At 61.3% G+C, this 26,923-nt stretch carries 27 protein-coding genes; 12 read left to right on the top strand and 15 right to left on the bottom strand.

The features are described from left to right. Positions 1-217: 217 nt before the first annotated feature. The 4 genes from AC3WOG_RS34030 to AC3WOG_RS34015 all read right to left on the bottom strand — a co-directional run bounded on the left by AC3WOG_RS34030 (position 218) and on the right by AC3WOG_RS34015 (position 4,959). Entirely contained in the window at positions 218-1,294 is a 1,077-nt protein-coding gene (locus AC3WOG_RS34030; RefSeq protein WP_492582110.1) for a LacI family DNA-binding transcriptional regulator, read from the bottom strand. A 127-nt stretch (positions 1,295-1,421) separates the two neighbouring features. Beyond that, positions 1,422-2,402 carry a dihydrodipicolinate synthase family protein gene (locus AC3WOG_RS34025; RefSeq protein ID WP_492582109.1) on the bottom strand — a complete coding sequence of 327 codons (981 nt, stop codon included), beginning with the start codon at positions 2,400-2,402 and terminating at the stop codon, positions 1,422-1,424. A 46-nt stretch (positions 2,403-2,448) separates the two neighbouring features. Next, entirely contained in the window at positions 2,449-3,768 is a 1,320-nt protein-coding gene (locus AC3WOG_RS34020) for an MFS transporter (protein WP_492582108.1), read from the bottom strand. Positions 3,769-4,077: 309 nt separating this feature from the next. Beyond that, positions 4,078-4,959, bottom strand: coding sequence for an aldo/keto reductase family oxidoreductase (locus AC3WOG_RS34015; RefSeq protein ID WP_492582107.1), 882 nt, complete (start codon positions 4,957-4,959; stop codon positions 4,078-4,080). Between the two features lie 103 nt (positions 4,960-5,062). On the opposite strand from AC3WOG_RS34015, the gene AC3WOG_RS34010 reads away from it, so the two are divergent. The 3 genes from AC3WOG_RS34010 to AC3WOG_RS34000 all read left to right on the top strand — a co-directional run bounded on the left by AC3WOG_RS34010 (position 5,063) and on the right by AC3WOG_RS34000 (position 7,161). Then, on the top strand, positions 5,063-5,962 hold the full coding sequence (locus AC3WOG_RS34010; protein ID WP_492582106.1) for a LysR family transcriptional regulator: 900 nt from the start codon (positions 5,063-5,065) through the stop codon (positions 5,960-5,962). Between the two features lie 209 nt (positions 5,963-6,171). Continuing rightward, the gene (locus tag AC3WOG_RS34005; RefSeq protein ID WP_492582105.1) at positions 6,172-6,459 is read left to right on the top strand and encodes a DUF1330 domain-containing protein; all 288 of its coding nucleotides are present in this window, start codon (positions 6,172-6,174) and stop codon (positions 6,457-6,459) included. Between the two features lie 78 nt (positions 6,460-6,537). Further along, positions 6,538-7,161 carry an MlaC/ttg2D family ABC transporter substrate-binding protein gene (locus tag AC3WOG_RS34000; protein WP_492582104.1) on the top strand — a complete coding sequence of 208 codons (624 nt, stop codon included), beginning with the start codon at positions 6,538-6,540 and terminating at the stop codon, positions 7,159-7,161. 106 nt (positions 7,162-7,267) lie between these two features. On the opposite strand, the gene AC3WOG_RS33995 is transcribed toward AC3WOG_RS34000, so the two are convergent. Then, positions 7,268-7,675, bottom strand: a complete 408-nt coding sequence (locus tag AC3WOG_RS33995) for an NmrA family NAD(P)-binding protein (RefSeq protein WP_492582545.1) — start codon at positions 7,673-7,675, stop codon at positions 7,268-7,270. A gap of 26 nt (positions 7,676-7,701) precedes the next feature. Next, positions 7,702-7,995 carry a hypothetical protein gene (locus AC3WOG_RS33990; RefSeq protein ID WP_492582103.1) on the bottom strand — a complete coding sequence of 98 codons (294 nt, stop codon included), beginning with the start codon at positions 7,993-7,995 and terminating at the stop codon, positions 7,702-7,704. Positions 7,996-8,104: 109 nt separating this feature from the next. Here AC3WOG_RS33990 and AC3WOG_RS33985 point away from each other — a divergent pair, with 109 nt between their 5' ends. Then, positions 8,105-9,070, top strand: coding sequence for a GlxA family transcriptional regulator (locus tag AC3WOG_RS33985; RefSeq protein ID WP_492582102.1), 966 nt, complete (start codon positions 8,105-8,107; stop codon positions 9,068-9,070). A 241-nt stretch (positions 9,071-9,311) separates the two neighbouring features. Then, a complete protein-coding gene (locus AC3WOG_RS33980) occupies positions 9,312-10,142 on the top strand; it encodes a class I SAM-dependent methyltransferase (RefSeq protein WP_492582101.1) in 831 nt (276 codons plus the stop codon). 258 nt (positions 10,143-10,400) lie between these two features. On the opposite strand, the gene AC3WOG_RS33975 is transcribed toward AC3WOG_RS33980, so the two are convergent. Genes AC3WOG_RS33975 through AC3WOG_RS33965 form a run of 3 tightly spaced genes read right to left on the bottom strand, consistent with a single transcriptional unit; the run spans position 10,401 to position 12,972 of the window. Further along, positions 10,401-10,985 (bottom strand): isochorismatase family protein, encoded by a 585-nt coding sequence (locus AC3WOG_RS33975; RefSeq protein ID WP_492582100.1) that lies wholly within the window; start codon positions 10,983-10,985, stop codon positions 10,401-10,403. Between the two features lie 56 nt (positions 10,986-11,041). Further along, positions 11,042-11,890: a pirin family protein gene (locus AC3WOG_RS33970; protein WP_492582099.1), complete on the bottom strand. Its 849-nt coding sequence runs from the start codon at positions 11,888-11,890 to the stop codon at positions 11,042-11,044. 11 nt (positions 11,891-11,901) lie between these two features. Then, positions 11,902-12,972: an alkene reductase gene (locus AC3WOG_RS33965; RefSeq protein ID WP_492582098.1), complete on the bottom strand. Its 1,071-nt coding sequence runs from the start codon at positions 12,970-12,972 to the stop codon at positions 11,902-11,904. 100 nt (positions 12,973-13,072) lie between these two features. On the opposite strand from AC3WOG_RS33965, the gene AC3WOG_RS33960 reads away from it, so the two are divergent. Both AC3WOG_RS33960 and AC3WOG_RS33955 read left to right on the top strand, forming a co-directional pair. Continuing rightward, a complete protein-coding gene (locus tag AC3WOG_RS33960) occupies positions 13,073-13,951 on the top strand; it encodes a LysR family transcriptional regulator (protein WP_492582097.1) in 879 nt (292 codons plus the stop codon). Positions 13,952-14,282: 331 nt separating this feature from the next. Next, positions 14,283-14,885 (top strand): DUF1326 domain-containing protein, encoded by a 603-nt coding sequence (locus AC3WOG_RS33955; RefSeq protein ID WP_492582096.1) that lies wholly within the window; start codon positions 14,283-14,285, stop codon positions 14,883-14,885. Between the two features lie 290 nt (positions 14,886-15,175). Here AC3WOG_RS33955 and AC3WOG_RS33950 read toward each other — a convergent pair whose 3' ends face one another. Both AC3WOG_RS33950 and AC3WOG_RS33945 read right to left on the bottom strand, forming a co-directional pair. After that, a complete protein-coding gene (locus AC3WOG_RS33950; RefSeq protein WP_492582095.1) occupies positions 15,176-15,460 on the bottom strand; it encodes a cupin domain-containing protein in 285 nt (94 codons plus the stop codon). Positions 15,461-15,804: 344 nt separating this feature from the next. Further along, a complete protein-coding gene (locus AC3WOG_RS33945) occupies positions 15,805-16,329 on the bottom strand; it encodes a GlcG/HbpS family heme-binding protein (RefSeq protein WP_492582094.1) in 525 nt (174 codons plus the stop codon). Positions 16,330-16,890: 561 nt separating this feature from the next. Between AC3WOG_RS33945 and AC3WOG_RS33940 the strand changes: the two genes are divergently transcribed. Beyond that, positions 16,891-17,124: a hypothetical protein gene (locus tag AC3WOG_RS33940; RefSeq protein ID WP_492582093.1), complete on the top strand. Its 234-nt coding sequence runs from the start codon at positions 16,891-16,893 to the stop codon at positions 17,122-17,124. A gap of 115 nt (positions 17,125-17,239) precedes the next feature. Further along, entirely contained in the window at positions 17,240-17,473 is a 234-nt protein-coding gene (locus tag AC3WOG_RS33935; protein WP_492580537.1) for a hypothetical protein, read from the top strand. A gap of 512 nt (positions 17,474-17,985) precedes the next feature. On the opposite strand, the gene AC3WOG_RS33930 is transcribed toward AC3WOG_RS33935, so the two are convergent. The 3 genes from AC3WOG_RS33930 to AC3WOG_RS33920 are packed head-to-tail and all read right to left on the bottom strand — an operon-like array spanning position 17,986 to position 20,833. Then, a complete protein-coding gene (locus AC3WOG_RS33930; RefSeq protein ID WP_492582092.1) occupies positions 17,986-18,756 on the bottom strand; it encodes an ATP-binding cassette domain-containing protein in 771 nt (256 codons plus the stop codon). After that, positions 18,756-19,757, bottom strand: a complete 1,002-nt coding sequence (locus tag AC3WOG_RS33925; protein WP_492582091.1) for an ABC transporter permease — start codon at positions 19,755-19,757, stop codon at positions 18,756-18,758. Before AC3WOG_RS33925 ends, AC3WOG_RS33930 begins: the two co-directional genes overlap by 1 nt. Then, a complete protein-coding gene (locus AC3WOG_RS33920; RefSeq protein WP_492582090.1) occupies positions 19,754-20,833 on the bottom strand; it encodes a sugar ABC transporter substrate-binding protein in 1,080 nt (359 codons plus the stop codon). Before AC3WOG_RS33920 ends, AC3WOG_RS33925 begins: the two co-directional genes overlap by 4 nt. Positions 20,834-21,214: 381 nt before the next feature. Between AC3WOG_RS33920 and AC3WOG_RS33915 the strand changes: the two genes are divergently transcribed. Then, entirely contained in the window at positions 21,215-22,957 is a 1,743-nt protein-coding gene (locus AC3WOG_RS33915; protein WP_492582089.1) for an IlvD/Edd family dehydratase, read from the top strand. Between the two features lie 35 nt (positions 22,958-22,992). Here AC3WOG_RS33915 and AC3WOG_RS33910 read toward each other — a convergent pair whose 3' ends face one another. Continuing rightward, positions 22,993-23,721: a FadR/GntR family transcriptional regulator gene (locus AC3WOG_RS33910; protein WP_492582088.1), complete on the bottom strand. Its 729-nt coding sequence runs from the start codon at positions 23,719-23,721 to the stop codon at positions 22,993-22,995. Positions 23,722-24,294: 573 nt separating this feature from the next. Between AC3WOG_RS33910 and AC3WOG_RS33905 the strand changes: the two genes are divergently transcribed. Further along, the gene (locus AC3WOG_RS33905) at positions 24,295-24,744 is read left to right on the top strand and encodes a hypothetical protein (protein ID WP_492582087.1); all 450 of its coding nucleotides are present in this window, start codon (positions 24,295-24,297) and stop codon (positions 24,742-24,744) included. A gap of 283 nt (positions 24,745-25,027) precedes the next feature. Next, on the top strand, positions 25,028-26,794 hold the full coding sequence (locus AC3WOG_RS33900; RefSeq protein ID WP_492582086.1) for a DNA-binding protein: 1,767 nt from the start codon (positions 25,028-25,030) through the stop codon (positions 26,792-26,794). The last annotated feature ends 129 nt before the right edge of the window (positions 26,795-26,923 follow it).

The following is a 26,923-nucleotide window of genomic DNA, read 5'->3' as shown; positions in this document are numbered from 1 at the left end:
CTTATGCAGGAATGGCTGCTCGCGGTAGCCACGCATGCCTGCCGGTACGGTAGACACATCCCATTCTGTCGGTGATGCTGGTGATGTGGCTATTGGCTTACGAACACGAGTCGCAGAGAGCCTGCGTGCGCTGGGCCGCGTATCGGTGAGCGGCGTCGGCTACCGGTCCTCCGGCTTCACCCGGCTGGTTCCTTCCGTCGCATGGAGCACCGCGAAACTATCCCGGGCACGGCCCTGTCGACTGCCGAACCTGCAATTGCGCATGTACCTCGTATCCCTGTTGCGGGCGTTTGCCATCGAGCGCGTCGAGCAGGTGCTGTGCCGCGAGCCGTCCGATCTCGGCGGTGTCGACACGCATCGTCGTCAGCGCCGGGCGCATTTCTTTCGCGATCGCGAGATCGTCGAAGCCCGTCACGGACAGTTCACCGGGAATCGCGATACCCAGTTCCTCGGCCTCGCGCAGTACGCCAAGCGCGATGTGGTCGTTGCCGCAGATGATCGCGCTCGGGTGCTCGGCGGGCGATTGCCAGATCGCGCGCAGGCTGCGCCGTCCGAATCCGATCGTCGATTCGCCTTCGAACATGTGCTCCGGCCGTACGGCGAGGCCGTGGCGTTCGAGCGTCGAGCGGATGCCCGCGACGCGCGCCTGCACGCGATCGTTGTCGCGCGTCGGCTGGATGCAGACCGCGAACGAGCGGTGCCCGAGGCCGAGCAGATGTTCGGTGATCTCCTCGTAGGCCGCGCGATTGTCGAAGCCGATGCAGATGTGCGGGCTGCCCTCGCGATACGCATACGTGACCGCATAAGGCACGCGATAGCGCCGCAATGCTTCGAACAGTTCGGGCGGATGCGCCTCGCCCACGATAGCCATTGCCTCGACGCCGCGCGCGAGCATCGCGCGCACCTGCATGAGCGCCTGGGCGGGATCGTAGTTCGAGCAGCCGAGCACGAGCGTGATGCCGCGTGCCGCGAACGCGGCCTGCATGCTGCTCACCTGCGAGGCGAACACCTGGTCGTCGAGTGTCGGAATGATGATGCCGGCAATGTGGCTGCGCGTGGATGCGAGGGCGCGTCCCGCCGCGTTCGGAAACCAGTTGAGCTGGAGCGCGGCATGCTCGACGCGCTCGCGCACGTTCGCCGAGACCTTGTCCGGCTCGTTGTAGACCCGCGACACGGTCGCCGTCGATACCCCCGCGAGCTTGGCGACATCGGCAAGCACGGTGCGGCCCGTGTTGCGGCGGGCACGGCTGGTCGGGGTCCGGGCGGCGGCCGGCGGGTCGAAGGAGTCGGGCATCGGGTCAGGAAGCAGAGGCTGAGTGGCGGGTGAGTGGCGCAACGCCCGCCATCTTACCGCCGCGTGCGCATGCGAAGCGTGAGCGAACATGGCCGTCGGCGCAGACGTTCCGGTTATCGCGAAGCCCTCACGGGAGACGTCCGTGAACCTGGCGGCCCGCGCCGGGCGCGGCGATGCGCGCGCGGAAATGCTCGGTGCCGGCGACGATCTTGTCGAGCACCGCATCGAGCGCCCAGAAGCGTTCGCGCACGTCGTAGTCGATCACGCGGCAGCGAATCGAGTCGAACGTGCCGATGCGCTGGTGGTAGATCTTCGCGAGCGCCGGATAGCCGAGCGCTTCGGATACTGCGGCAAGCACGAGAAACGTCGCCAGTTCCCCGGCAAGCGCCGGATCCTGTGCCGCGTCGTTGCGCAGCCACTTATACAGATCAGGGTGGAAGTTCGTGAACACGCCGTTGAAGCCTGCCGAGCCGGCCTTCATCGCATCCCACGCGATTGCCGCGTTCGCGTTCAGGATCTTCAGCGGCGAACCCTGCGCGAGCGCGACACGCCGCTTGACGGTATCGAGATCGCAGCTCACGTCCTTCAGCATGATGAAGCGGCCGGTATCGATGCACAGCTTCAGTTCGTCGTCGGAGAGCAGCCGCCGATACGGCGCCGGGCATTCGTAAAGACCGAGCGGAATCTCGGACGGAAGGCGCGTAAGGAGCCGCTTGAGATTCGCGGCGAAGACCTCCGTTCCCTCGCGCTTCGGGTCGAGCCGGTTGGTCACGAGCACGATGCCCTGGGCACCCGTTCCCGCGGCGACGTTGAGCTCTTCGGCCTGGGCGTCGGGGTCGTCGGAGATGTGGCCCGACACCACGACGGGAATGCGGCCCGCCACCTTTTCGACGACGAACTTGCCCAGCGCGCCGCGCTCGGCAAGGCTCAGGAACTGCATCTCGCTCGACTGTGCGACGGCGAACAGCGCGTCGGAGCCGTGAGCGATATACCACTCGATCAGGCGTTCGAGCCCGGTGTAGTCGATCGCGCCGGAAGCGCCGAACGGGGTCAGCATCACGGGAACGATGCCTTCGATTGAAGTGGCGGTTTGTGTAGCGGTCGTCATGGTTACCTCTCGGAGGGGGTTGTATGGGCCGGGACGCGAACTGACGTCACGCCGACGCTCGAACGGTTTCGGCGCGCGCGGGCTGGTCCGTGATCGGCTTGCGCACGAGCAGCAGATAGCTCATCGCGCCGACGAACGCGATGCCCGCAGCCGTCAGCAGTGCGGGTACGAACGACCAGTTCTGCGCGATGTAGCCGGTCAGGATCGGCGCGAGCGCACCGCCCAGAAAACCGCCGAAATTCTGAATCGCGCCGAGCGAGCCGACGCGGTTCGGCGGGGCCGCGGCTGTCGCGAGGGCCCAGGAACTTGCGGATGCGGCGTTGGCGAGGAAGATCACCACCGAGATGCACACGATTGCGATCGCATTGCTCTCGACGAGCGCAGCCGGAATCGTGAACGCGACCATGCCGAGCATCGCGATCACCACCGCATTGCGGCGGCTCGCGACCGGGCTCGTGCTTCGGCTCGTAATGAGATCGGAAAACCAGCCAGCCGTGAGCGAGCCGAGAAAGCCGCAGAAGAACGGCACGGATGCCGCGACGCCCGTATGCATCAGGCTCATGTGACGCTCCATCGTCAGGTAGCCCGGCAGCCAGGTGAGGTACACCCAGTTCAGGTAGACCGAGCCGAAGAAGCCGATCAGCATGCCCCACGTCGTTCCGTGCGAAAACAGCGAACGCCAGTCGGCGAAGGTCAGCGAGGGCGCCGGCTTGCGATCCGCTTCGTCGCCTTCGAGATAGCGCCGCTCGGCTTCGGTCATCGTGGCCTTCGCGGGATCGCGATATATCGCAAGCCAGACGGCCGCCACGATCAGGCCGGCGATGCCCGTCACGATGAACGCCCAGCGCCAGTGAAACTGCACGACGAGGATCGACAGGCAAAGCGGCGCGAGTGCCGTGCCGAGCGGGGACGCCGAGTTGAAGATGCCCGTCGGCTTGCCGCGCGCACGCAGCGGAAACCAGTTGCTGACGACGCGTGCCGCCGACGGAAACTGCGGCGCCTCGCCGATGCCGAGCACGATCCGCGCAATGATGAACCAGCCGAAGGTCGAGACGAAGCCGCCGGCGGCCTGCGCGAGCGACCAGACGATCAGGCCGATGCCGAGCAGCTTGCGCGGCCCGATCCGGTCGACGAGCCCGCCCACCGGCAACTGGAATAGCGCATAGCTCCAGGAGAACGCGGAGAGCAGCAACCCCATCTGACCCAGCGACAGACCGAGGTCGTGGCGGATCAGCGGATTAGCGACGGCGAGCGTCCCGCGGTCCATATAGTTGACGATGCCACTCACCATCAGCAGCGTGAGCGCCACGATCTGGGCGCGGCGGATTCTCGGTGGGGCCTGCTCGTGGCTCGGGGTTGCGCTCATGATCGTTGTCTCCGTTTCATGTTTTCGGTCGAGGTGTGGCGGGCCGCGCCGATACGATGTCAGGCGGCCGGAAGTTGCGCGTCAAGTTCGTCCCGTTCGGCGCGCGCCGGGATCGAGAATTGAGACTTCTAAATGTATGGTAGCGCTTACATTTTGAGGCGCCATCAAGGCATTAGCGTGCTATTTATGCTAATCCGGTATAGACGGCATCGTGTTAGCGCTTACATTTTGTGTCGCCCCGGAGGGTGTTGCAAGCGCGAGAGAGGGTTTGGCGGGTAAACACCGATCATTCGCGGCCGAATGCGCGCTTCACTTTTCCCCGTTGACGCTTCCTATCGCGTCCAGTTCAGCGAGCACCGTGTCCGGTAAGCTCCATTGCGCCGCGTGCATGTTTTCACGCAGATGTTCGAGCGACGAAGTGCCCGGAATCAGCAGAATGTTAGGCGCACGATGGAGGAGCCAGGCGAGCGCCACCTGCATCGGCGTCGCGCCGATCATCTGGGCGACCTTGGACAGCGCTGACGATTGAATCGGCGTGAATCCGCCAAGCGGGAAGAACGGCACGTAGGCAATGCCCTTGCCCGCGAGTTCGTCGACCAGCGCGTCGTCTTCTCGATGGACCAGGTTGTAATGGTTCTGCACGCAGACGATCTCCGCGATGCCCTGCGCTTCGGCGACCTGAGCCGAGGTGACATTGGAGAGGCCGATGTGACGCACGAGCCCCTGGCGCTGAAGTTCGGCAAGGGCCGCGACCTGCTTTTCGATCGATCCTTCAGCGGGGGCGTGAACGCTGCCCATGATCCGCATGTTGACGACGTCGAGCGCATCGACACCGAGGTTGCGGAGGTTGTCGTGGACCCCGCGCTCGATATCTTCCGGTTCGAGCGCCGGTAGCCACGAGCCGTCGTCACCGCGGACGGCGCCCACCTTGGTGACGATCACAAGGTCGTCCGGGTACGGATGGAGCGCTTCGCGAATGAGCTGGTTGGTGATGTGCGGCCCGTAGAAGTCGCTCGTATCGATGTGATTGACGCCCGACGCCACCGCTTCGCGCAGCACCGCGATGGCCGCGTCACGATCTTTCGGCGGCCCGAATACGCCGGGTCCGGCAAGCTGCATGGCACCGTAGCCCACACGATGAACGGGATGACCTGCAAGTGGAAATGTATTGACAGACGTGAACTTCGACATGGCGCTCTCCTTGATGAATGCTGAGCGCCAGTATGGAGATGTTTGTGTTGTTAGATAATCCGATCTAAATTGCACAGGTTGTTTAACAAAGTGAACAATGGCTATGGAGTTCAACGATCTTGCCGCATTCGTTTCAGTCGCACGCGCCGGCGGCTTTCGTGACGCGGCCCGAATCAGTGGCGTCTCTGCCTCGAGCCTCAGCATCGCCGTACGTCGCCTCGAGTCGAAGCTCGATCTGCGGCTGCTCAACCGGACTACACGCAGCGTGGCCCCGACCGAAGCGGGACTGCGTCTCATCGAAAAGCTGACGCCGTTGTTCAACGAGATGGAAGGGGCGCTGGATGTCCTGAACGGGTTCAGAGATAAGCCGACGGGCACGCTCAAACTCAACGTGCCGTCGAGCGCCGCGCGGATCGTATTGCCCACCGTCATCGCGCCGTTCCTCAAGGCTTATCCCGGCATCCGCGTGGAGGTCGTGGTCGAGGATGGGTTCGTCGATGTGCTTTCGATCGGCTGCGACGCGGGCATTCGCTATGACGAGCGACTCGAGCAGGACATGATCGCCACCCCGATCGGGCCACGTGTGCAGCGTTTCGCTACGGCTGCGGCGCCAGGCTATCTCGACATGCACGGCAGACCCAAGCACCCGCGCGACCTGCTGTCTCATGCATGCTTGCGCGGCCAGTTTGCCGGCGGCGCGAAGCCAACCTGGGATTTTGAGCGGGACGGCGAGGTGGTGCGGCTGGATCCTCCCGGACCGCTGCTTGTCAGGCCAGGCGCGGCAGTCGACCTTGCAATCAGTACGGCCGTAGCAGGCGTGGGCGTCATTCACCTTTTCGAAGATATGCTGCGCCCTCATCTCGATAGCGGAGCATTGGAGCCGATCCTGGAGCCGTGGTGGCAGCGCTTCTCGGGGCCGTTTCTTTACTATCCGGGGCGTCGCCACTTGCCCGCACCGTTGCGTGCCTTTGTCGATTTTCTGAAGGCGAGTGAAAGTATCTGACGCGCTGGCGCATGCTGCTGGCCGGCGAAAGGCTGGCCAATTCCAGCGACGCTATCTCCACGATCGCCTCGCGAACGTCTCCTTAGGAGCCCAGTGGTCCTCGCGCCCACGCGGCGACCCGACACCTGCGCGGAGGTAGCGCACCGACAGCGTGTGCGGTTTGGTGGCATCATCGTGTGCAACTTCACACCACTGCAGGAGCATATGCCATGGCGACCTATATTGTCTTTACACGAGAAAGCACGCAGGATCGGGGCGAACTCGACACTTACAGCAGCAAGGTCGGCGAGACGTTGAAAGGTCACCCGGTCAAGATTCTCGCCGCCTACGGACCTCAGCAGGTGCTCGAGGGCGAGGCGCCGGAGGGCGTCGTGGTCGTGGAGTTTCCGTCCACGGCGGCCGCGCGCGCGTGGTACGACAGTCCAGCGTATCAAGCGGTCGCGCAGCACCGCTTCAAGGGGGCGCGCTATCGCGCTGTTCTCGTCGAAGGCGTTTGACGAAAAAGGGGACGAGCGGGCGGAGAGGGAGGATGCTTGTCTCGCATCGTGTTAACGCGTTCAGCCAGGATCGTGCATATGAAGAGTCTATTTCTGGTCCCTCTTTGTGCAGCTTTGCTCTCGTTCGGCGTTGCGGCGTACGCGCAGGTCGACCAATCGGACCCGCAGGCGCTGATCAAGACCGCGACGCAGCAGATATTCGACGAGGTGCGTACCCGGGCGATCGAGCCGGACGACATCCCCCGCATCATGGATATCGTGAACAGGGACATTCTTCCTTACACCGATTTTCGCCGCACCACGTCGCTCACAATGGGCCGCTACTGGCGGACGGCGACACCGGCGCAGCAGCAGCAGGTGGTCGAACAGTTCAAGATGCTCCTGATTCATACGTATTCTGGCGCTGTTGGTCAGCTCCGGGCGGATCAACAGATCGAGTACCCGCCGTTGCGCATTGCTCCAACCGATACGGACGTGGTGGTACGCACGATTGCAATGAAGAACGGACAGCCCGCGGAGATCGACTACCGGTTGTACAAGACGCCGCAGGGCTGGCGTTTATATGACCTGAACGTGCTCGGCGTTTGGCTGATCCAGACATATCGGCAGCAGTTCAGCGACAAGATCCAGCAAAGCGGCGTGGACGGTCTGATTCAGTTTCTCGCTGAGCGCAACCAGCAGCTTGCTTCGGGAAAACAGTAAGCGACTGTTGGGCGAGTTGGCGATGGGCTTGCCCGGCAGTATGTTGGTCGCGCGACGGGCGATTCGCGGGCGGTGCTGAAAATGGCTTGATCAGCGCCTGTGAGCGTTAGATATCCGAAGTATTGTGATGGCTGTGAAGGACTCGGCCTCGGCCATGAAGCGATGTTCGACATTGCAGCAGAGATCGTCGACACCCATTAGCGGGCCCGGTGTCAAGTGAGCGAACAATACCCTCGACTGCCGGAGCAGCCGATTTCGCTTCCAGCGCGGCCTGAGCAAAATGCACCGTCGCTTGCGCGATGCCTGGGAGGATCGGATAAACAAAGTAAGCCCGTTGGACGCCTTTGAAGGCGCGCTGAAGGGATCGGAAATCCTGGTAGTCGCCAAGGGCAATTTCGACCCCCTGTGCTTTGAGTTTTTGCGACCGCTCATCTTCAGCGTGAACGAGGGCACGGACGGGAAAGCCCTTCTCCAAAAGAACTTCTGTAGCGACGCTGCCGGTTGCGCCGCCGATGTGTTCATTGACGGCGCCTCCTGCGCTTACTTGCTCTGGATCAGAAGACCCAGCGGGGCGAGCGGGCCGACGTGCATCAACTCATACTTTGCGAACCCGCCGGCTGTGAGCGGCAGCGACTCCACCGCAGCCTTGGCCTCTTCGATCGTTTCGACGTTCATGAGGAAGATCACGCCGGGCTTATCCTGGCGCAACCAGAACTGCTCGATCTTGCCGTCGAGATAGAGCTTGAGCGTGGCAGGCACTTCGTTCGGCATGATCTGCTGGCGCTGTTCCGGCGAGAGCGGCTGAACGATCGATGCGACAGCTAAAACCTTCATGTGGATCTCCTTGGTTGAAGTTCATTGCGTTGTGCAACGGAGAGCACTGTAGTCGTCGCGGGCAAAAATCTGTATCGTCACAAATGCCAACTTTAGGGTCACTTGCGCCATGCGTATTTCGGTACTCGCTCTTGATGGATTGTTCGACACCGGGCTCGCGGTGACGCTCGATGCGCTCACCGCCGCGAATGGGCTCGCTTCCCGCCTGATGGGCGGAACACCTCGTTTCGACGTATCAACCGTGGGCGTGCGCAAAAGAGTGCGTTCCGGCCAGGGCTTCACGATTCCCGTACAGGCCATCACGCCCGATCTGAAGCCGGACTGGGTGATCGTTCCAGCACTGAATACGACGACTCCGGACCTGCTGGTCCCCGCTCTCGAACGGGCGGATGTGAGGCGCGCCGTCGCGCAACTGCGGACGTGGCATCGCGAAGGCGTACGTGTTGCCGCTTCGTGTATTGGGACGTTTCTTCTGGCAGAGGCCGGCCTGCTCGATGATCGGGAGGCGACAACGACCTGGTCGCTTGCTCCGCTGTTTCGGCAACGTTATCCGCAGGTCTCGCTCGACGAGTCCCGCATGCTCGTGCCATCGGACTTCGGCGTAACCGCTGGCGCAGCGATGGGACATCTCGATCTCGCCCTCTGGTTGATACGCACGGCGAGCCCGGAATTGGCGTCCCTCGTTTCACGCTACCTGCTGGCGGATATTCGCTCGCTGCAGGCGCCCTACATCATTCCCAATCATTTGGCGCAGGCCGATCCTTTGATTCAGCAATTCGAACGGTGGGCCCGCGGTCATCTGAAGGAGGGGTTTTCGCTGCAGGAGGCGGCCGGCGCGCTGGCGACCAGCACGCGGACGCTGCAGCGCCGTTGTCAGGAAGTGCTCGGCAAGTCACCGCTTGCCTATTTCCAGGATCTGCGCGTCGAACGCGCGCAATCCCTTCTTCACGGCAGCGGGCTCGACATTGAAGCGATTGCCGCGGAAGTTGGCTACGAAGACGGGGCAACGCTGCGCACTCTCTTGCGCCAGCGGCTCGGGCGAGGCGTGCGCGATCTACGTGCCGAACTGCTGTAATGAAGCTGATTCCTGACTTCATCCGATCAAGATACGTTTAAGCCGGCAATATGAGGATCGATGCCAGTCAAGGCCAGCTGTGCTTGCGGCGTGCCTTTGGGCTCGCTTTTCCGCCCGCCGAAGCACAAAGAATCTTGTGGCGTAAACGGCTGCAAAGTTGTCGTCTATGACTCTGCAGTCTGTCGCATTCCAACGTTAGACTCCACTCCATCGTGCGTGGCACGGCGAACAGGAGGAGAAGATGGCCGACGCAGCAGAGATCGCGCAGCATTACGAACCGGAAGGCTTGCTCGACCGCCTGAAACTTGCCCTGTCCGCAATGGGACGCGAAGCAGGTCGTCTCCGGTTGGAGGATCTTGCGTCCGTGGATCAATTTCATTCTCGGGGCCTGGACGCTACGGTAGAGCTCGCACAGGCGCTTCGGATCGACGGCTCGACGCGCGTCGTCGACATCGGGTCAGGCTTGGGTGGACCGTCTCGCTATCTGGCGGCGACCTACGGTTGCACGGTGTATGGCATCGACCTCAGCCTGCCGTTCGTCGAAGCGGCGACCTTCCTCGCGGAACGAACCGGACTCTCCGACAAAGTCACCTATCAGTGCGCGGATGCGCTCGACCTTCCGTTTGGTGTCGATGCGTTCGATGTTGCATGGACGCAGCACGTTGCCATGAACATAGCCGACCGCGCGGCGCTCTACCGTGAGACGTCTCGCGTGCTGCGCCCGGGAGGCCGCTTTGCCATCTTCGATGTTGTCGCGGCATCCGATGCCCCGCTGCATTACCCCGTTCCGTGGGCTCGCGGGCCGGAAACGAGCTTTCTCGTTACCGCGGACCAGATGTGCCGTCTGCTGACGGAACAAGGGTTTCGGCCGATCTCGTGGGTCGACAGCACGCAGGCCGGTATCGCCTGGTTTGCGGAGCGGCAAAAGGCCCAGGCTCAGCAATCAGCCCCGCCCGTGCTCGGCCTCCATCTCGCGATGGGTCCGGGCTTCGGCGAAATGACGGCCAACCTCGCGCGCAACTTGCGTGAGGGACGTGCGGCGCTCGTCCAGGCCATCTACGAAAAATCTTGATCGACCTTGGGCTTGCGTCATCATCGCGTGGCTGTCGCCAGGTAATACGTGACTGAGTACCCGGAAAACCGCCGCACGCCTTTATTGGCCGCGGCGTTTTTCTGTGCGCAACATGTTTCCACCGCTTGCGAAACGTGAAGTCGTCGATGTTCTCATTCGAGGAAATCGTGATGAATGTCACCGGCGAAATGCTGATAGGGTCTCGATCTCAACCCGGGACACGAACGAGTGACTGCGTTGTAGAGATTTCATCGCTCGTCAAGCTTGCAACGCTTGCATCAACACCTGTACCAACTGGCCACCTTCCGGCGTGGCCCAGCTACCGGCTAGTTCCGCGATCAGCTGGTTGGTACTGGTCAGCGTCACGCCGCCGCGTTCCATCCGGCGAAGAGCGATGTCGTCGGCCATCTTGCTGGGCGAACCGCCTGCGTCCGCGACCACCTGCACCTCGAAACCGTCGCGTACCAGGCTCAGAGCCGGGTAGACCGTGCAAACGTCGTTGGTGACGCCAGCAATGATCAGCTTCTTGCGCCCAGTCGCTTTTACTGCTGCAGCGAAGTTCTCATCGTCCATTGCATTGACGATGCCAGCACGCTTGACACGTCCGGCAAATGCGGACGGCAGGATTGATTCCAGTTCGTTCAGCAGCGGCCCCTGCGCGTGCTCTTCCATGCTGGAGGTCAGTACGACCGGCAACCTCAGGATGCGAGCCGTCTGCGCCAGCATCAGCGCATTGCGCTTCATCTCGTCGAGCGAAATGGATTTGACCCAGCCCATGGTGCCGACCTGGTGATCGATCAGCAGCATAGCGGCATTGTCTGCACTGAATTTCTCGTAACTCATGAAAGTTCTCCTAACAGTTTGACGGGGGGCGCACGCGTCCCCAGGATGGGGGCCGCTTACTGGCCCGATGGGGATGACAGCGCACCGAATTCTCCGCGCTTATATGCTGCCAGGGCGGCGGTCAGCGCCTCGCCCGAAGCGAGCGCTAACGGACCATGCCAGTGAACTGGCTGACGCAGTGGCGGGCCGGAAAACACCACGATTTTTGCGCCACCCTGTTGCGCCTGCAGCGTGATCGACCGCGCAACAGCCTGAACCGGAAAAACCGGAAGCGCCAGCTCGTCGCTATCGAAGCACCGGCCGTCGACCGTCACAGCGCCATGGATCGGCATCACAAACGCGTTATGACCCGCCGTCACCGGCACGTGCAGTTCAGCGCCTTCGTCGATGAAGATATCGAGCAGCGTCACCTCGGTAGGCGGCGTCAACGGCGAACGTGCCTCACCGTAACTGCCCAGCGGCACGCGCACCTTGATACCGGGTGACTGGACGACCGGCACGTTCTCCGGCGCGAGGCTCAGCGCGAACGGCTCGGCACTCTGCTTCTCGCGGGCGAGGTTGATGAAGATCTGCAGCATATGCACGGTCTTGCCGTTCTCGGCCGGCACTTCCTCGTGCACCACACCGCGACCGGCGGCGGTCCAGTGCATACCGCCGGGAGAGATCAGGTTTTGGTTGCCAAGCGAATCACGGTTATTGATGCCCGTTTCCGAATCGAGAAACAGGTAGGACACCGCTGAAAAACCAGCATGGGGATGCGGCGGAAAGGTCGATGCACTGAGCCAGGCATGGTCCACGCCGAGGATCGGATCGATCGACGATACATCCTCGCCGCCGCGCAAGCTGAAAGCGCGGAAGTGGCTGCCGTGGTTCATGCGTTGCAGGCGGGCGATGGCTGTCGACATAGCGGCGGTCCTCAGGCGTTACCGGCCGCGCTCAGCGCGGGGTAGTCGATATAGCCCTGTGCGCCGGGCGTGTAAAACGTCGCCTTGTCCGGGGCGTTGAGGGGGGCGCCGTTGCGGAACCGCTCGGGCAGGTCCGGGTTGGCGAGGAATGCACCGCCGAACACCGTCGCGTCAGCGCGGCCCCCGGTCAGCAGGGCCTCGGCGGCGGCCTGGTCGAGTCCACCGCCGACCAGATAAGCGCCATCGAAATGCGGTCGCAACAGTGCATGGTAGTCGACGTTGGTGCCGAACAAGGCGACGTGCAGGTACGCAAGATTGAGGCCGCGCAGACGTTCGACGAGATACGTGTAGGTTTCCTGTGGCGCAGCGTCTGAAATGTCGTTGAAGTTCATTTCCGGCGAGATCTTGATCCCCACGCGATCGCCACCGGCCTCTGCCACCAGCGCTTGCAGCACTTCGAGAACGAAACGGGCGCGGTTCGCAACGGAGCCGCCGTATTCATCCTCGCGCTGATTGCTGCCGGACGAGAGGAACTGTTCAGGCAGATAGCCCGATGCAGCATGCAACTCGACGCCATCGAAGCCCGCTTCGAGCGCGCGACGCGTCGCCATACGGTACTCGTCGACAACACCGGCGATCTCATCCAGGCGCAGCGCTCGCGGCGTCACGAATTCTTCCATGCCGTTGCCGGTCCAGGTCTGTCCCGCCGGCTTGATGGCCGACGGTGCCACCGGCAGCGCGCCATCCGGTTGCAGCGACGGATGCGAGATACGCCCGCTATGCATCAGCTGCATGAAGATACGTCCGCCGCGGGCATGTACGGCTTCGGTGACCTGCTTCCATGCGGCTACCTGCGCATCGCTATGGATGCCGGGCGTACGCACATAGCCCTTACCGGCCGCGGAGGGAAACACGCCTTCAGAAATGATCAGACCCGCGCTGCTGCGCTGGGCGTAGTAGGTGACGACAACGTCGTCGGGCACGCCCGCGTCATCGGCGCGCGAACGGGTCATCGGGGCCATGACGAGGCGGTTCGGAATGGACTGGCTGCCGATGCGGACGGGGGTGAAAAGCTGGCTCATGTTGTGCTCCTCAGTGGCGATGTGCTCATCATCCTGTAATCCGAATCCGGGATAAAGATGGCAAAATAGAAATCATTGATCCATTAATGGAGCAGTCGGGATGGAATTTCTTAACGACATGGCCTTGTTCGTCGAGGTCGTAAAAGCAAAAAGCTTTCGCCGCGCGGCCGAAGCGATTGGCGTGCCGAACTCGACGCTGTCGCGCCGCATCAGTTCGCTGGAGAAGGCAATCGGTTTGCGCCTTCTCCATCGCACCACCCGCAAGATTGAGCTGACCGAAGCCGGCCAGCTCTATTTCGAGCGCTCCAGGCGCATCGTTGACGAGGCCCGGCTTGCGCACGAGCAACTCGGGGAAATGCTGGCGCAGCCAAGTGGCGTGTTACATGCCTCGTTGCCGGTGGATTTCGCCAATATCTTCCTGGCACCCCTGCTCGCGGAGTTCGCGCGCCGCTATCCCGGCATCAGCTTCGAATTTGACCTGACGCCGCGCCGGGTCGATCTGGTGACCGAACCGGTCGATGTCGCAATCCGCATGGGCGAGCCGCCGAGCTCGAATCTGATCGCACGACAGCTCGCCCGTCTACCGCGCTACCTCTATGCTTCGCCGCGTTATCTCGAACTGTATGGCGAGCCGCTCCAACCGGCCGACCTGGAGCGGCACGAGTGTCTGCGCCTCAGCCCGGCAGAGGTCAACGGATGGACGCTGCACAGCGAAAGCGAAACGGCTGAGGTCGCAGTGGGCGGTCGGTTCCTGCTCAACAGCGTCGGCATGATCCGGCGACTGGCGACCCTGGATCTGGGCATCGCTGTGCTTGCGGAAGAAATCGTCGCCGAAGACGTCGCCAGCGGGCTGTTGCGCCGGGTGATGCCTGCATGGCGGGCCCCGCTCATTCCCGTGTACGCCATCACCGAGACGCGGTTGTTGCCGGCGAAGACGCAGCGCTTCATCGAATTCTTGCGCGAGCATTTGGGAGCGTAGTGCCCATTGGGTCGGACGCGAAATGGCGTTCGGGGGGGCGCGCTCGTTGCGTGACTCCGGCGCGGTCGCCTTGCTCGGAGAGAGCCTGACGCGCCGAATCTTACTGGCCTCGGTAGCAATCCTCGCAGGAATCGCTCCGGTTCTGGTGCGCCGGGAAACCCGGCCGACAAGAGGGCGCAAAAGCAGAGGAGGCCGAGAACCCGCGCAAGTCGCAGCGCCGACGGCATAGGGTTTTCCTACGTTGCGACCCACCCACCGCGTCGGCTCAGGGTGCATATATTTAAGTCACTTACCGATCGGATCCGGGGAATTCACCACAGTGGGAGGCATCATGAGTTACAGCCTGGAGGGACGCATACTGGAAGTCTGCGATTGCAAGGTGCTTTGCCCATGCTGGATCGGCGAGGATCCCGACAACGGCACCTGCAGGGCGACAGTCGCGTATCACTATGACAAAGGGGCGGTGGACGACATCGATGTATCGGGATTGACGATCGCGTGTGCGGCATTTGTCCCGGGCAACATCTTGCAGGGCGACTGGCGGGTCATCATTTTCATTGACGAGCGCGCCAGCGATGCCCAATTCGAGGCGCTCGCCAGTGTCTACCGGGGTGAGCGGGGCGGTCCGATAGCCGACTTCGCCAAACTGTTCGGCGACATCGTGGCGATCGAGCGTGCCGCAATCGATTTCGATGTGCGCGAGGGGAAAGGCACCCTCAAGGTCGGCAACACTACCTACGCCGAACTCGAACCCTACCTGGGACCGACAGGTGAGCCGACCAGACTGGTCGAAAGCATCTTCTCGACGATCCCCGGATCGCCTGCATTCGTAGGCAAAGCCACCACGTTCCGGATGCAGGAGCAGAAGCTCGGCATCGATCTCGATCTGAGCGGACACAATGCCATTCAGGGGTATTTCACATTCCAGTCGTGACGTTTATCCACGCAACCGCTATCGCTTGCATACCCCGCCTGTGCATCGCAATGAGCGCGACTGCGCGCCGTCGTCTGTTCGTGCCGCTGGCTGTCACGCTGATCGCCGCAGCGTGGCTCAACCCTTAAGCGACACGCGCGAACGGCATGTAGACCGGTCTGAGAGGTTGATTTCTTGACGAGATATCCGACAATTGCGCGATGGGACTTTTTCACTATCGGCCGGGAGCGGTCAGTCGGCTGGGCCGCTTCGAAGCGACCATTCGTCTGTGCTTTTTCTCAAGAGCTGCCTCAGCGAATCTCCACCTCGATAAACACCACCTCGTGGTCGGTCGCGTTGACGACGTTATGTTCCACCCCCTTCAACCCAGCGTAACTGTGCCCGGCGTGCAGTTGCGACTCCCGGTTGCCTTGCGCTGTCTCGAGGAGAAGTTGACCGTCCGTTTGCGGCACCACGACATAGTCATGTCCATGAACATGCCAGCCGGTCTCGGCACCGGGTGCAAATCGCCACTCGGTGACGATCACGCGTTCATTCAATACCTGCTGCGTTGGAACTGCCTGCGGACGATCCATGAGAGTTTCCTCAGCGAAGTGGGCGACGAGGTTCGTCGGGTAGCCGTCAGGCCGCGTCGTTAGACGCGCTATCGCCTGTTAATGGCGACTCCACCGTGCGTCAACATGCTTCCGGGCTCAATACATCTATTAATCATTCTGAAGGTGAAGTCCTTCGTTTGACATGTACAGTGGCTTTACTCTTACCAACACAGTTGCATTCACCTATGCGATACAAGAGGGCCGGTATTGAAGACGGAGCACGACACACTCGTCGGTCGCATAGCCAGTGGCGAACTGGTACACCCCTTACCGAGTGTTGAATGGCTGCTTCGCCGGACCGCGACCGGCAGCTCAGCGTCGCACTACTTGATCGTATCCGCGGCTGCCTTACACACAGCGGCGTCCTGATCTCCCGTGCCGCCACTACAGCCGATAGCGCCGACGAGCTTTCCTCCTTCTACGAGCGGAAACCCTCCCGGCGATGCCACCAGCCCCGCATCCAGCGTGTTCACGTATGCATGTCCGGTCTCAAACTGGTTGTAGAAGACCCGGGTTTCACGACGAAATCTTGCTGACGTGCGGGCCTTGTTCTGCGAGATCGCGATCGACGCATACTGCGCGCCGTTCATTCGTTCGAACGCGAGGAGTTCGCCATGCGTGTCGACGACAGCAATGTCCATTTTCCAGTCGTGTTGCTTCGCTTCGGCTTCTGCAATCGCGAGCAGCCTCTTCGCAGTGTCCAGACCAATCGCAGTGCCGTAGGGAATGTCGAATGGCATCTTGTCGGGCGTCCCGCCCGCGGAAGGTTGTGAGGCTGGGGTTTGCGCTGTCGCAGCGGCCGCTATGACGAGGCAGGCTGCGCACGCGATCTGGACGAGGTTTTGCATCGCATCATCTCCTATTGGTTGACCGGAGGCGCGTGCATTGGCCTATTGCCGGAGTGCTTTGCACGGTGGCCTTTGCCAACGTAATGCGAGCAGGATCGCCACGCAAGGGTGGTTTGCTCATCACGAGCGCAACGCGATTTACCGCACAACCCCGCTTTCGCCAAGCCACGGTACTCACGCTTCAGCTACGGCGACCACAGCGCGCGCGGTCCCGCACAAGCCGCATGCCCGACGCGCATCGGCTATCGACGTGTACGCGACGCCGGCCGGGCGGACCGGGAACGGCCGTCATGTCATCTGACATTGACCTGGGCAGACCTGTTGTTCGAAAACAGACAGTCACTGAGAGATCTGTTTGTCATAGCAGGACATCGTTTTTCCTCCAACCCTTCGGAATGCTTCGCAACAGCGCATGCGAAATATTTATTTTTCTTTGTTTTCATGCGGTTAGGCGATTCTTTACGGCTCGCGATTTGAGCATGGCACACCCTATGCGTTTGTGTCTGTGAGCGCAACGAATAGTGCTCTTTCCCAAACCGAAGCAAACCCAGGAGATTTACCATGACCTCGCTGATGATCAAAGACCTCGCACATGCCGAAGAACTGTCCGCCAAGGCCCTCTCCGCTGTCCGCGGCGGCAGCAACTACAACGTCGCAAACATCAACGCTGCGTTGGGTGGCGGCTTCGCCAGCCCGGGCGTCGTGGTGGCGCCGGTCACCCAGACCGACACGCACACGAAGGTCGAAATTCCGACCGTTCAGAATTTCGGCGGCCTGCAGTTTGTCGCACTGTGAGTTAAGCAAATTGGAGAGTCTCTCTGACCGGGGATACCGTTCCCCCTACGGGGACTCTCCACCGCTTGCAACCAATCGTGTTTTCCCAAACCGAAGCAAACCCAGGAGATTTACCATGACCTCGCTGATGATCAAAGACCTCGCACATGCCGAAGAACTGTCCGCCAAGGCCCTTTCGGCTGTACGCGGCGGCAGCAACTACAACGTCGCAAACCTCAACGCTGCGTATGGCGGCGGCTTCGCCAGCCCGGCCATCGTGGTGGCGCCGGTCACCCAGACCGACACGTACACGAAGGTCGAGATTCCCACCATCCAGAATTTTGGCGGCCTGCAGTTTGTCAAGGCATGAGATAAAGGGCCGGGAGAGTGGCACCGACGGGATGCGGTCCGATCCTCCGACGTGCGCTCTCCGCGATGTTCACGAGCGAGCGCTGCTTCCTTCAACAGGAAATGGCGCGCCGGTCGGTTCTGGCATGCGAATGAACATTTCCGGCAACGGGATTCGGTTCAGATCTGAATCGATAGCTTCAAAACAGGGGAGCACATTGTCGAGGTCCAGGCGGTTGGTCCAATCAACGTAGTTCGTTGTCCTCCCGAACCCTCCGGACCAGTCACCGAGGTTCGGATTCAAAAGCCCTGCCCGGCCACTCCTCCGGCGGGCTTTTTCATACGCGGATCATCAGGTCGGCCGCCCTAACTGGCGGACCTTCGCGCGCCGATCCTGTCCGGCGCGTTGTCGGCCATTGCAGCCGGTCGCAGGTCGCTGGCAACACCGATCTGAAATGTGCCGCGGGCGTCCGCTTTTGAAAGCGCGGGTGGATCACGCCTAACTCGAATGCTCGCACATGCAACGGTCCGGTCTCAGTTCATCGTGGTCCGCATCGCCCGATATTCGCGTCGCACGATATCCATCAGCTCCTCGACCGACGTGCTGGCTGCCTCCCGCTGGTAAGTTACCCGTCCGCGCTGCATCAGCATCACACGGTCCGCGATGTCGAGCGTCTGCGCGTAGTTGTGCATGATCATGACGATAGACAGACCACCTTTGTTCTTGAGCCGAAGGATCAGGTCGATGATCAGTCCAGCCTCGCGGGCGCCCATCGCGGCGAGCGGTTCGTCGAGCAGCAGTATTCTTGCATTCGAATTGACCGCGCGGGCGACCGCGATAGCCTGTCGCTGCCCGCCGGAAAGCTGCTCGACCGGCAGGTCGACCGAAGGCACGTGCACGCCGATTTCTTCAAGACACTCCGCGGCGCGCTCACGCATTGCGCGATTGTTCAACAGGCGAAACGGCCCTCGACGTATGATTTCCCGGTTCAGGAACATGTTGTGATAGATGCTCAGCGAATTGGCGAGCGCCAGATCCTGGTAGACGCATTCAATGCCGAGTGAACGGGCGTGATCAACGGAGCGCAGCATCGTCTCCTCGCCGCCTACAAAAAGCTTGCCGCTTGTCTGCTGATGAAAGCCGGTCAGAATCTTGATCAACGTCGATTTGCCCGCGCCATTGTCGCCAAGGACGCCAAGGATTTCGCCCTGTCTTAGCGTCAGCGTCACGCCATCGAGCGCGGTGACCGCGCCGAAACGCTTGACAATATCTTCGCCGCGCAGCACCTCCAGCGCCTCGGACATCACAACTCCCCCTTGCGCGCGAGACGAACCACGTGGATGTTGAAGATCATGGCCCCGAGGATCGCCGCGCCGAGAATCATGTTGAAGGTGAAGGCGTTGATGCCGATCAGCGTGAAACCGTCGTTGAGAATGCCAAGCACCGCCGCACCGATCAGCCCGCCAATGATCGTGCCCGATCCACCGGCGAGGGGCGTGCCGCCAATCACGGCTGCGGCAACTGCAAGGAACATGATCTGGTTACCGCCCGCTTGCGGATCGATCGACGTGATACGAAAACCCTCCAGAATTCCGGTAAAGCCGGCAAGCAGCGCGGCGAGAATGAAGTTGCCGAGCTTCAGGCGCCTGACCTGTATCCCCGCTTCGCTCGCGCCCAGCGGATTCGCTCCCGATGCGATCGTATGCAAACCCCAGCGTGTATGACGAAGCAGCACGTGCATGACTGCGGCAATGGCAAGCGTCCAGATGATCTCGCTGTAGCCCCATTCCCCCATGAACGCCGCAAACGCTGAATTCTCCGGTGGCGAAACCGGTGTACCCCGTGAGATTGTCAGCGTGAGGCCGTTCACGAAGAACAACGTGCCGAGCGTCGTCACGAAGGATGGGATGCGCAGGTACACCGTCACCGCACCGTTAATCAGCCCGACGAGGCCTGCTGCAATGACGCCGGTGAGCATCGCCAGCCATGCCGGCAAGCCTGCCTCGAGGGCAAAATGCATGATGAAAGGCGCAAACGCAAAGACCATCCCGGCGGAGAGATCGATCTCCCCACCGATCATCAGCATGATTTCGCCAAAGGCAATGATCGCCACCGGGGCGATGAACTGCGAGAGATTCTGAAGACTCGCGCTGGTCAGCAGGAAGTCATGGTTGACTGTCTCGAAGTAGATGCTGAGGATCAGCGCAACCGCAAAGATGCGAGTCTCGCTGGAACGCCCGAGCGCGCTTGACCAGCGCCTCGGACGCGTAGCGGGTTTTTGAGCGTCCGTCACGGAAGACGTCACCCTTTGATCGCACCTGTGCGTGGCACGATCTGGGCTTTCGTGCTCTTGCCTTCATAGCGCGTTGAAGTGCTCAGGTACGGATCGACTGTGCCCTTGGTGACGAACTTCAGGCCCGTGTTGACATTGGCCGGCCCAACGAGCCCACCGGAGGCGAGAAAGATGAACGCCTCGAGCACCGTATAAAAACCCTGCACGTAAGGTTGCTGGTCGATCGTGAAGTCGAGGAAGCCTTCGTGGATCAGATCGACCGTGCGCGGCAACAGATCGAAGCCGCCGCCGTGGACGCCTTTAGACGGCAGGTTGGATTCTTTCATCACCTCGGCGACGCCCTGGGTGCTGCCCGCGTCCACCGCAAACATCCCTTTGAGATCCTGGTGGCCGAGAAAGAAGGACTTGATCTTCGATAGTTCTTCGTTGACGGTCGCGCCGGTTGCGATGGTCTGCACGTCGATTTTCTTGCCCGATTTCTTGATTGCAGCCGCTGCACCGTCGAGCCGGGGCTGAATGTTGAGCTGGCCTGGCGTTGCGATAAAGAGCGCGACGAGGCCGCTATCGATGAGGTTCGCGATTCGCTCGCCCATCTGGTAGCCGGACAGATAAAGATCCTGGCCGATATAGGCAAGGCGAGGATTCGTCGAACCCGAGGGCGCATCGGCGTTATAGGCGAACACGGGAATGCCGGCGTCGAGCGCGGCCTGGATGGGTTTGTCGAACGCCTTGGGGTCAACGATCGGTACGGCGATTGCGTCGGCTTTCCCGGCAATCGCCGCGTTGACCGCGTTCACCATTTCGCCGATGTCGGCATTGGCCGAGCCGGTCCATTGATAGTCCATCCCCAGCAAAGCGGTCGCGTCCTGAATGCCGTATTGCGTCGGAACGAAGAACGGATTCGTTGTGACGTGGTTGACGAATACGATCTTCCATCGCTTGTGCGCCGGGAACGAACCGGCTTCCGCCGCCTGGGCCGGCGTGATCATTCCACCCAATAGCGCCAGTGCTGCGGACAGGCCCGCGCCCTGCAGCAATCCCCGACGCATGCCCTGCACTTCGTCCTTGTCTTCCTTCGCTTGCGCCATCTCGATCTCCCGTCTCTTCGTTGTTGAACACTTCACTGTCCATGACGGCGCAAGCAGGAAAAGCCCCGGCAAGAAAAGCACCGGAGCCGGGCATCATTCCTTTCATGAAACCCACGTGCACGCGCGTACGCATGACTACCCTCCAGAAAATGCTATATCACGCCCTTTTACCTATTAATCGATGTATACCCTTAACTAGTCCGACTAATTAATTTGCGCGGTGCAGCGCAGCTTTCCGCATTCGCATCCAGCGGTACAGCACAACACGATGACGGGACTGGTCTGGCTCGTTGGCCGCAGGTCATGCGTTGTCGAAATGATCTGCACGATGTGCCGCTTTAATAGTATTACTATCGAGTTAGCGTCTGGAAGGAGAGGGACATGAAGAACGCAAAGCGCCCGCTACGCTCTGCCCAATGGTTCGGCTCAGCCGACAAGAACGGTTTCATGTACCGAAGCTGGATGAAAAACCAGGGCATTCCCGATCACGAATTTCACGGCAAGCCAATTATTGGGATCTGCAACACGTGGTCCGAGTTGACCCCGTGCAATGCGCATTTTCGAAAGCTTGCCGAACACGTGAAGCACGGCGTGCTGGAAGCAGGCGGCTTTCCGGTTGAATTCCCGGTGTTTTCCAATGGCGAGTCGAACCTGCGTCCCACGGCTATGCTGACACGCAATCTCGCGAGCATGGACGTCGAGGAGTCGATTCGCGGCAATCCGATCGACGCTGTCGTGCTGCTGGCCGGTTGCGACAAGACGACCCCCGCGCTTCTGATGGGCGCGGCAAGCTGCGATGTGCCGGCGATCCTCGTCACCGGCGGCCCGATGCTCAACGGCAAGCATCAAGGCCGCGATATCGGTTCGGGCACGATCGTCTGGCAATTGAGCGAGCAGGTGAAGGCGGGCAAAATCTCGCTGCACGACTTCATGTCTGCTGAAGCCGGTATGTCGCGCTCGGCAGGCACCTGCAATACGATGGGCACCGCCTCGACAATGGCCTGCATGGCGGAAGCGCTTGGCGTCACGCTCCCTCACAACGCGGCTATTCCCGCGGTAGACGCGCGCCGCTACGTGCTGGCGCATATGTCGGGCATGCGTATCGTGCAGATGGCGTTTGAGGATCTGCGTCTGTCGAAACTGCTCACGCGCGAAGCATTTGAAAATGCGATTCGCGTCAATGCAGCGATTGGCGGTTCGACGAATGCGGCGATTCATCTCAAGGCGATTGCGGGACGCATCGGCGTGAGCCTTGAACTCGACGACTGGACGCGGATCGGACGCGGTACGCCGACGGTGGTCGACCTGCAGCCGTCGGGCCGCTACCTGATGGAGGAGTTCTATTACGCAGGTGGCCTGCCTGCGGTATTGCGCCGGCTCGGCGAAGGCGGTCTGCTGCCGCATCCGGGTGCGTTGACCGCAAATGGTCAGTCTCTGTGGGACAACTGCAAGGATGCCCCGCTCTATAACGACGAAGTCATCCGCACGCTCGACAGGCCGATTTTCCCCGATGGCGGCTTATACGTACTGCGCGGCAACCTGGCGCCCAATGGGGCGGTGCTCAAACCTTCTGCGTCCACACCCGCGCTCCTCAGGCATCGTGGACGCGCGGTGGTGTTCGAAAGTTTCGAAGATTACAAGGCACGCATCGGTTCGCCCGACCTGGACGTGACCGCCGATTCGGTGCTGGTATTGAAGAACTGTGGCCCGAAGGGCTATCCTGGCATGGCCGAAGTCGGGAACATGGGCCTGCCGCCAAAACTGCTGGCCCAAGGCGTGACGGACATGGTGCGACTATCCGACGCGCGGATGAGCGGCACCGCGTACGGGACGGTGGTGCTGCACGTAGCACCCGAGGCTCGCGCGGGCGGCCCGCTCGCGGTGGTCCAGGACGGCGACTGGATTGAAATGGACTGCGCTGCCGGGCGCCTGTATCTCGACGTTAGCGATGACGAACTCGCCGCGCGGCTCGCCGCGTGGACTAAAGCCCGACAAAACGATCCCGCCGACGCGAGCGGCTACCGGCATCTATACGTCGAGCACGTATTGCAGGCCGATCAGGGATGTGACTTCGATTTTCTGGTGGGTTGCCGGGGCGCGGAAGTGCCGCGCCATTCGCATTGAGCGGAGCAGGCTCTGCCGCCGCGTTCGGGTGAGGGTTACGCCGGGTACTGGTTGCCGGCTTCCAGAACGCTCTCGGCGTCCGCGCGCGCATTGTCGAGCTGGACCAGACTTGCATGTCGCGCGCCCAGCGGGTCACGGCTCTGGATCGCAGTGAGAATCGCCTTGTGACGCGGCAACGAAAGCGCATGCGTCTCGGGATGACGGCTCGTCAGCTTGATCGATTCCGACAGGGCAAGGGACAGCATGTTGCCAATATAGGCCAGCAGGTCGTTGTGTGTGGCCGCCATGATTGCCCGGTGAAACTCGAGGTCGGGAGCCAGTAGCGCGCTTGCGGTCTCCGCACGTTCCATCTGGTCGTAAGCCGATGCAATGCGCGCAAGATCGTCGCTTGTCGCCGCGGTGGCGGCGAGCGCAGCCGCCGTGGGTTCGATAATGCGGCGCACAGTCAGGAGCGAACTGAAGAACTCGCCTTCCGGAACACTGTTGATCGTCCAGTACAGGACATCGGGGTCAAGCATATGCCACTCCGCGCGAGGCTTCACGATACTGCCGACACGCGGTTTCGACACGACCAGTCCTTTTGCCACCAGCACACGGGTGGCCTCGCGCAGTACCGGGCGGCTAACGCCATAGCGCTCGCACAGGACAGCCTCAGCGGGCAACCGCTGGCCCGGCTGTACCTTGCCGCTCACGATATCCATGCCGAGTTCCCTCACGATGCGGCCGTGCAGGCTCTTGCGCTGTTGCAGATGACGGTAGTCCATGGTCAGCGATTGCGGTCGTGTCCGGCTCAGTCCTGTGCCGAACGATGCAGCGTTTTGGACGGCACTTACCTCGTAGTCGACACGGATACAGGTCTGTTTCGTGGAGATCCGCTGGCGCTCCAAGCATAGCACGCGACATCTGGCGTGGCCCGGACGCCGACGCCGATCTCGCATTCGACCGATGCTGTGGTGTTACTGCGGTCGAGCCTCTTCGCGACGAGGGTGTCGCCGTGCTTCGGCCAGAAAACAAGCTGTTGAATGCCGGTGAGGGTTCGTTCAGGGGCGGTCGCTCTGACCATGTCCGCCAGTTATTGACCTGATTATGTCTTGCACTTCAAAACGGCCTCTCTTTGTTAGCTCATTGAGGCATTGCGCTCATCTCGATTTCATAAAATCGTCAAAATAGTCAGTCTGCCAGCCAATATAAAAATTTAAAAAGGCATTTATTCAAAAAATCCGTATATGCACCCGGCGTATCGAAATTCTGTTAAATGATTGTCATGACGGTTTTTATTGTTACTGAATGGATTAATATGCCGGGTTTGAAACGGCGTTAACCAGATAACACGATCCATGTCGCAGAATCGCAAGAAACGATCCGCAGCGAGCCAGTCGCGCAGAAAGCCGCTTGGCAAGACCATGCTATTGCCGCACAAGGCCACTTATGTACGCGAACAGTCGCTGCACTGGCATCTCGCCTTGGCAGCGTTTCGGGCGGGCAAGGGCAACGGCGATCTGCTGGCAGAATTGGTGAAGGCGCTTTATCTGGCCTGGTATCTTCAGGAAGCGGGATTCGGTACGGCAGAGCGAGAACTTTATCTTGAGGCAGAACGCATCTTGGACAGCGCGGCAAGAGACACATGCAAAAACATCTGGCTTATCGAAGCCGCCGACTGTTTGCCGATCATCACGATTCTCGATTTGCACGAAGAGCAACTGTTGTCTGCACCGGTGTACGCGGTCGGCGAAGCTAAGCAGCGCTTGCTGCATTTCGGAAAGAGCGACAAGCGGTCGCCGTGGTAAGCGGCCAATGCCAGAAAGGGATATGGCCGGCAACAGACGGTCATTCGATGAGATCCAAGGTCCGAATGTCGCCTGCCGCGCATCTGTGAGAGAGCGCCAAGCACGATCAGGGTGACGAGCATCATCCGTCATAATGTCGATCGTCGATAACAATGGCAGTTATCGGCCTCCAAATCGAACGCACTGAGCGACCCTGCGATCCTTTCATCGGGAATGTCGCAGGATGAAGTAACGTATTGGGGACTCAATTTTTCGCCAGGTCAGAATGAGGTTTGAGGCGCTTATGTCCACGAACGCAGACACAATCACGGATGAACTGGTCGCGGGAATCGCGGATCGCATGGTCGATGAAGGCCGGAAGGTTTCTCCGGTGACCATTTGGCCGGAGATTCCTGGCGGTTCGATCGTTGCCATAGCGGCGGCCTTGCAACGCTGGCGCGAAGCGCGGCAGCCCCTCGCGCCCCACGTGCAGGTTCAGGCCGGGTTGCCGGAGCACATTGCCGAAACCATGATGAGCGCAGCGGACCGGCTCTGGATGGCAGCTCAAGGCGACGCCGACAGGGCGGTCAGTCAGCACCTGAGTGTCGTGAACCAGCATCTCGACGCTGCCCGCGCGGAACGGGATGAGGTTTTACTCGAGTACCAAAAGACGGCGGAAGAAGTTGCGACCGAGCGTGAGCGGCACCTTGCTCTGACGAATGCGCTGAGCGCTTCCGAGGATGCGTCCACGCGCCTCACCGTGGAACTCGCTTCGGCGACCGGCCGCGCCGAAGCGGCCGAGGCTCGAGCGGAGGAACTGGCGCAGCGTGTGTCAGTGGAAGAGGCCGTGCTGGAACACACCAAGGCGGAACTTGACGAGGAGCGCAAGGCGCGTGGAGAGCTGGCCGCTGCTGTTTCGAGCCAGAACGATGAGATCGCGCGGATGAAGCAGGAACTCGATGAGGCGCGGCAGGAGATCTCCTCGTTGGGCTACGACTGTCAGGTGAAGTTGACCGAAGCGGATAGAGCGTTGGAGGAGGCTAGCGCGGCGTCATCGCGCGCAGAAGCGGCTACGGCGCAGGCGAACGAGAGCCTCGCGCGGGTCGCTGGACTGGAGGCTGAGCGGGATGAGGCGCGCATTGCGCTCGAAGCAGAGCGGCAGACAAGCGCAGCGCAGAGCGAGGAAGCATCGATTCAGTTTGATGAATTGCAGCGCGTCGGCCGGGAACTTGAGGCGGCGCGGGAACAGATCGGTGCTATGACGGAGGCGAAGGCGGCTGTGATGGCTGAATTGGCTCAGGTTTCGCAGGATGCGTCTGCCGCGAGCGCTGAACTGGCGAGGGTCTCGCAAGAGGCGTCTGCAGTGAGCGCTGAACTGGCCCGGGTCTCGCAGGATGCGTCTGCCGCGAAAGAGCGGGCTGAGGCTGCGGAACAGCATGCGGCGACGCTGGAGCAGTGCCTCGCGGAAGTCAAGCATGCGAAGGCGGCCGAAGCGGAACGATGGACTCAGGAATCCAGCGCGGCATCATCGCGCGCTGAAGCTGCTGCGACGCAGATGAGCGAGAGCCTGGCGCGGGTCGCTGCGCTAGAGGCTGAGCTGGATGAGGCTCGCAACGCGCTTGCAGCAGAGCGTCAGACGAGCGCAGCGCGAAGCGAGGCGGTGTCGGTTCAGCGCAACGAACTACAGCGGGTCGCTCAAGCGGGCGAATCTGCGACGGCGGAAGAAGTCGCCGAGTTACAGCGCCAGATGTCGGCACAGGCCAAAGCACATGAGAAGGCCTTTAACGAGCTTCGCACGATTGCTGAACAGTGGGTGGCGCACGCCAAGGACCTCAAGGAACGACTCGGTTCGGCAAACGAGAAGCTATTGTTCATCGACTCACGTAGCACAGGGGAAGTGGCGCTCATCCGGAAACTCTCGTCTGAACTTGAGCGCCTTAAGCCAGATAGTGACTTGATATCCCGGGACACGCAGCAAAAGCTTATCGGAGCGACGATGGCCGAGCGACTTTCGCAGAAGGGTTATCGGTATGACCCGGCGACGGCGGTTATGTCGAAAGTGGAGCGGTGATGTACGTATGTCTCGGTTCGAGAGATGGCTTCGCCACTGCGGGGAGGGGAGGCGGTGCAGTGGCCGCCTCCGGTAGCGGTTGCCCCGCGCTCAGCTCGGTCGCTTGTTGACGCGGCAGGTTGGCCGCCT

The organism is Paraburkholderia sp. FW306-02-B (assembly GCF_058782725.1).
Note: the sequence above shows the minus strand (reverse complement) of the source record. Positions and strands in the feature narration are given on the sequence as shown.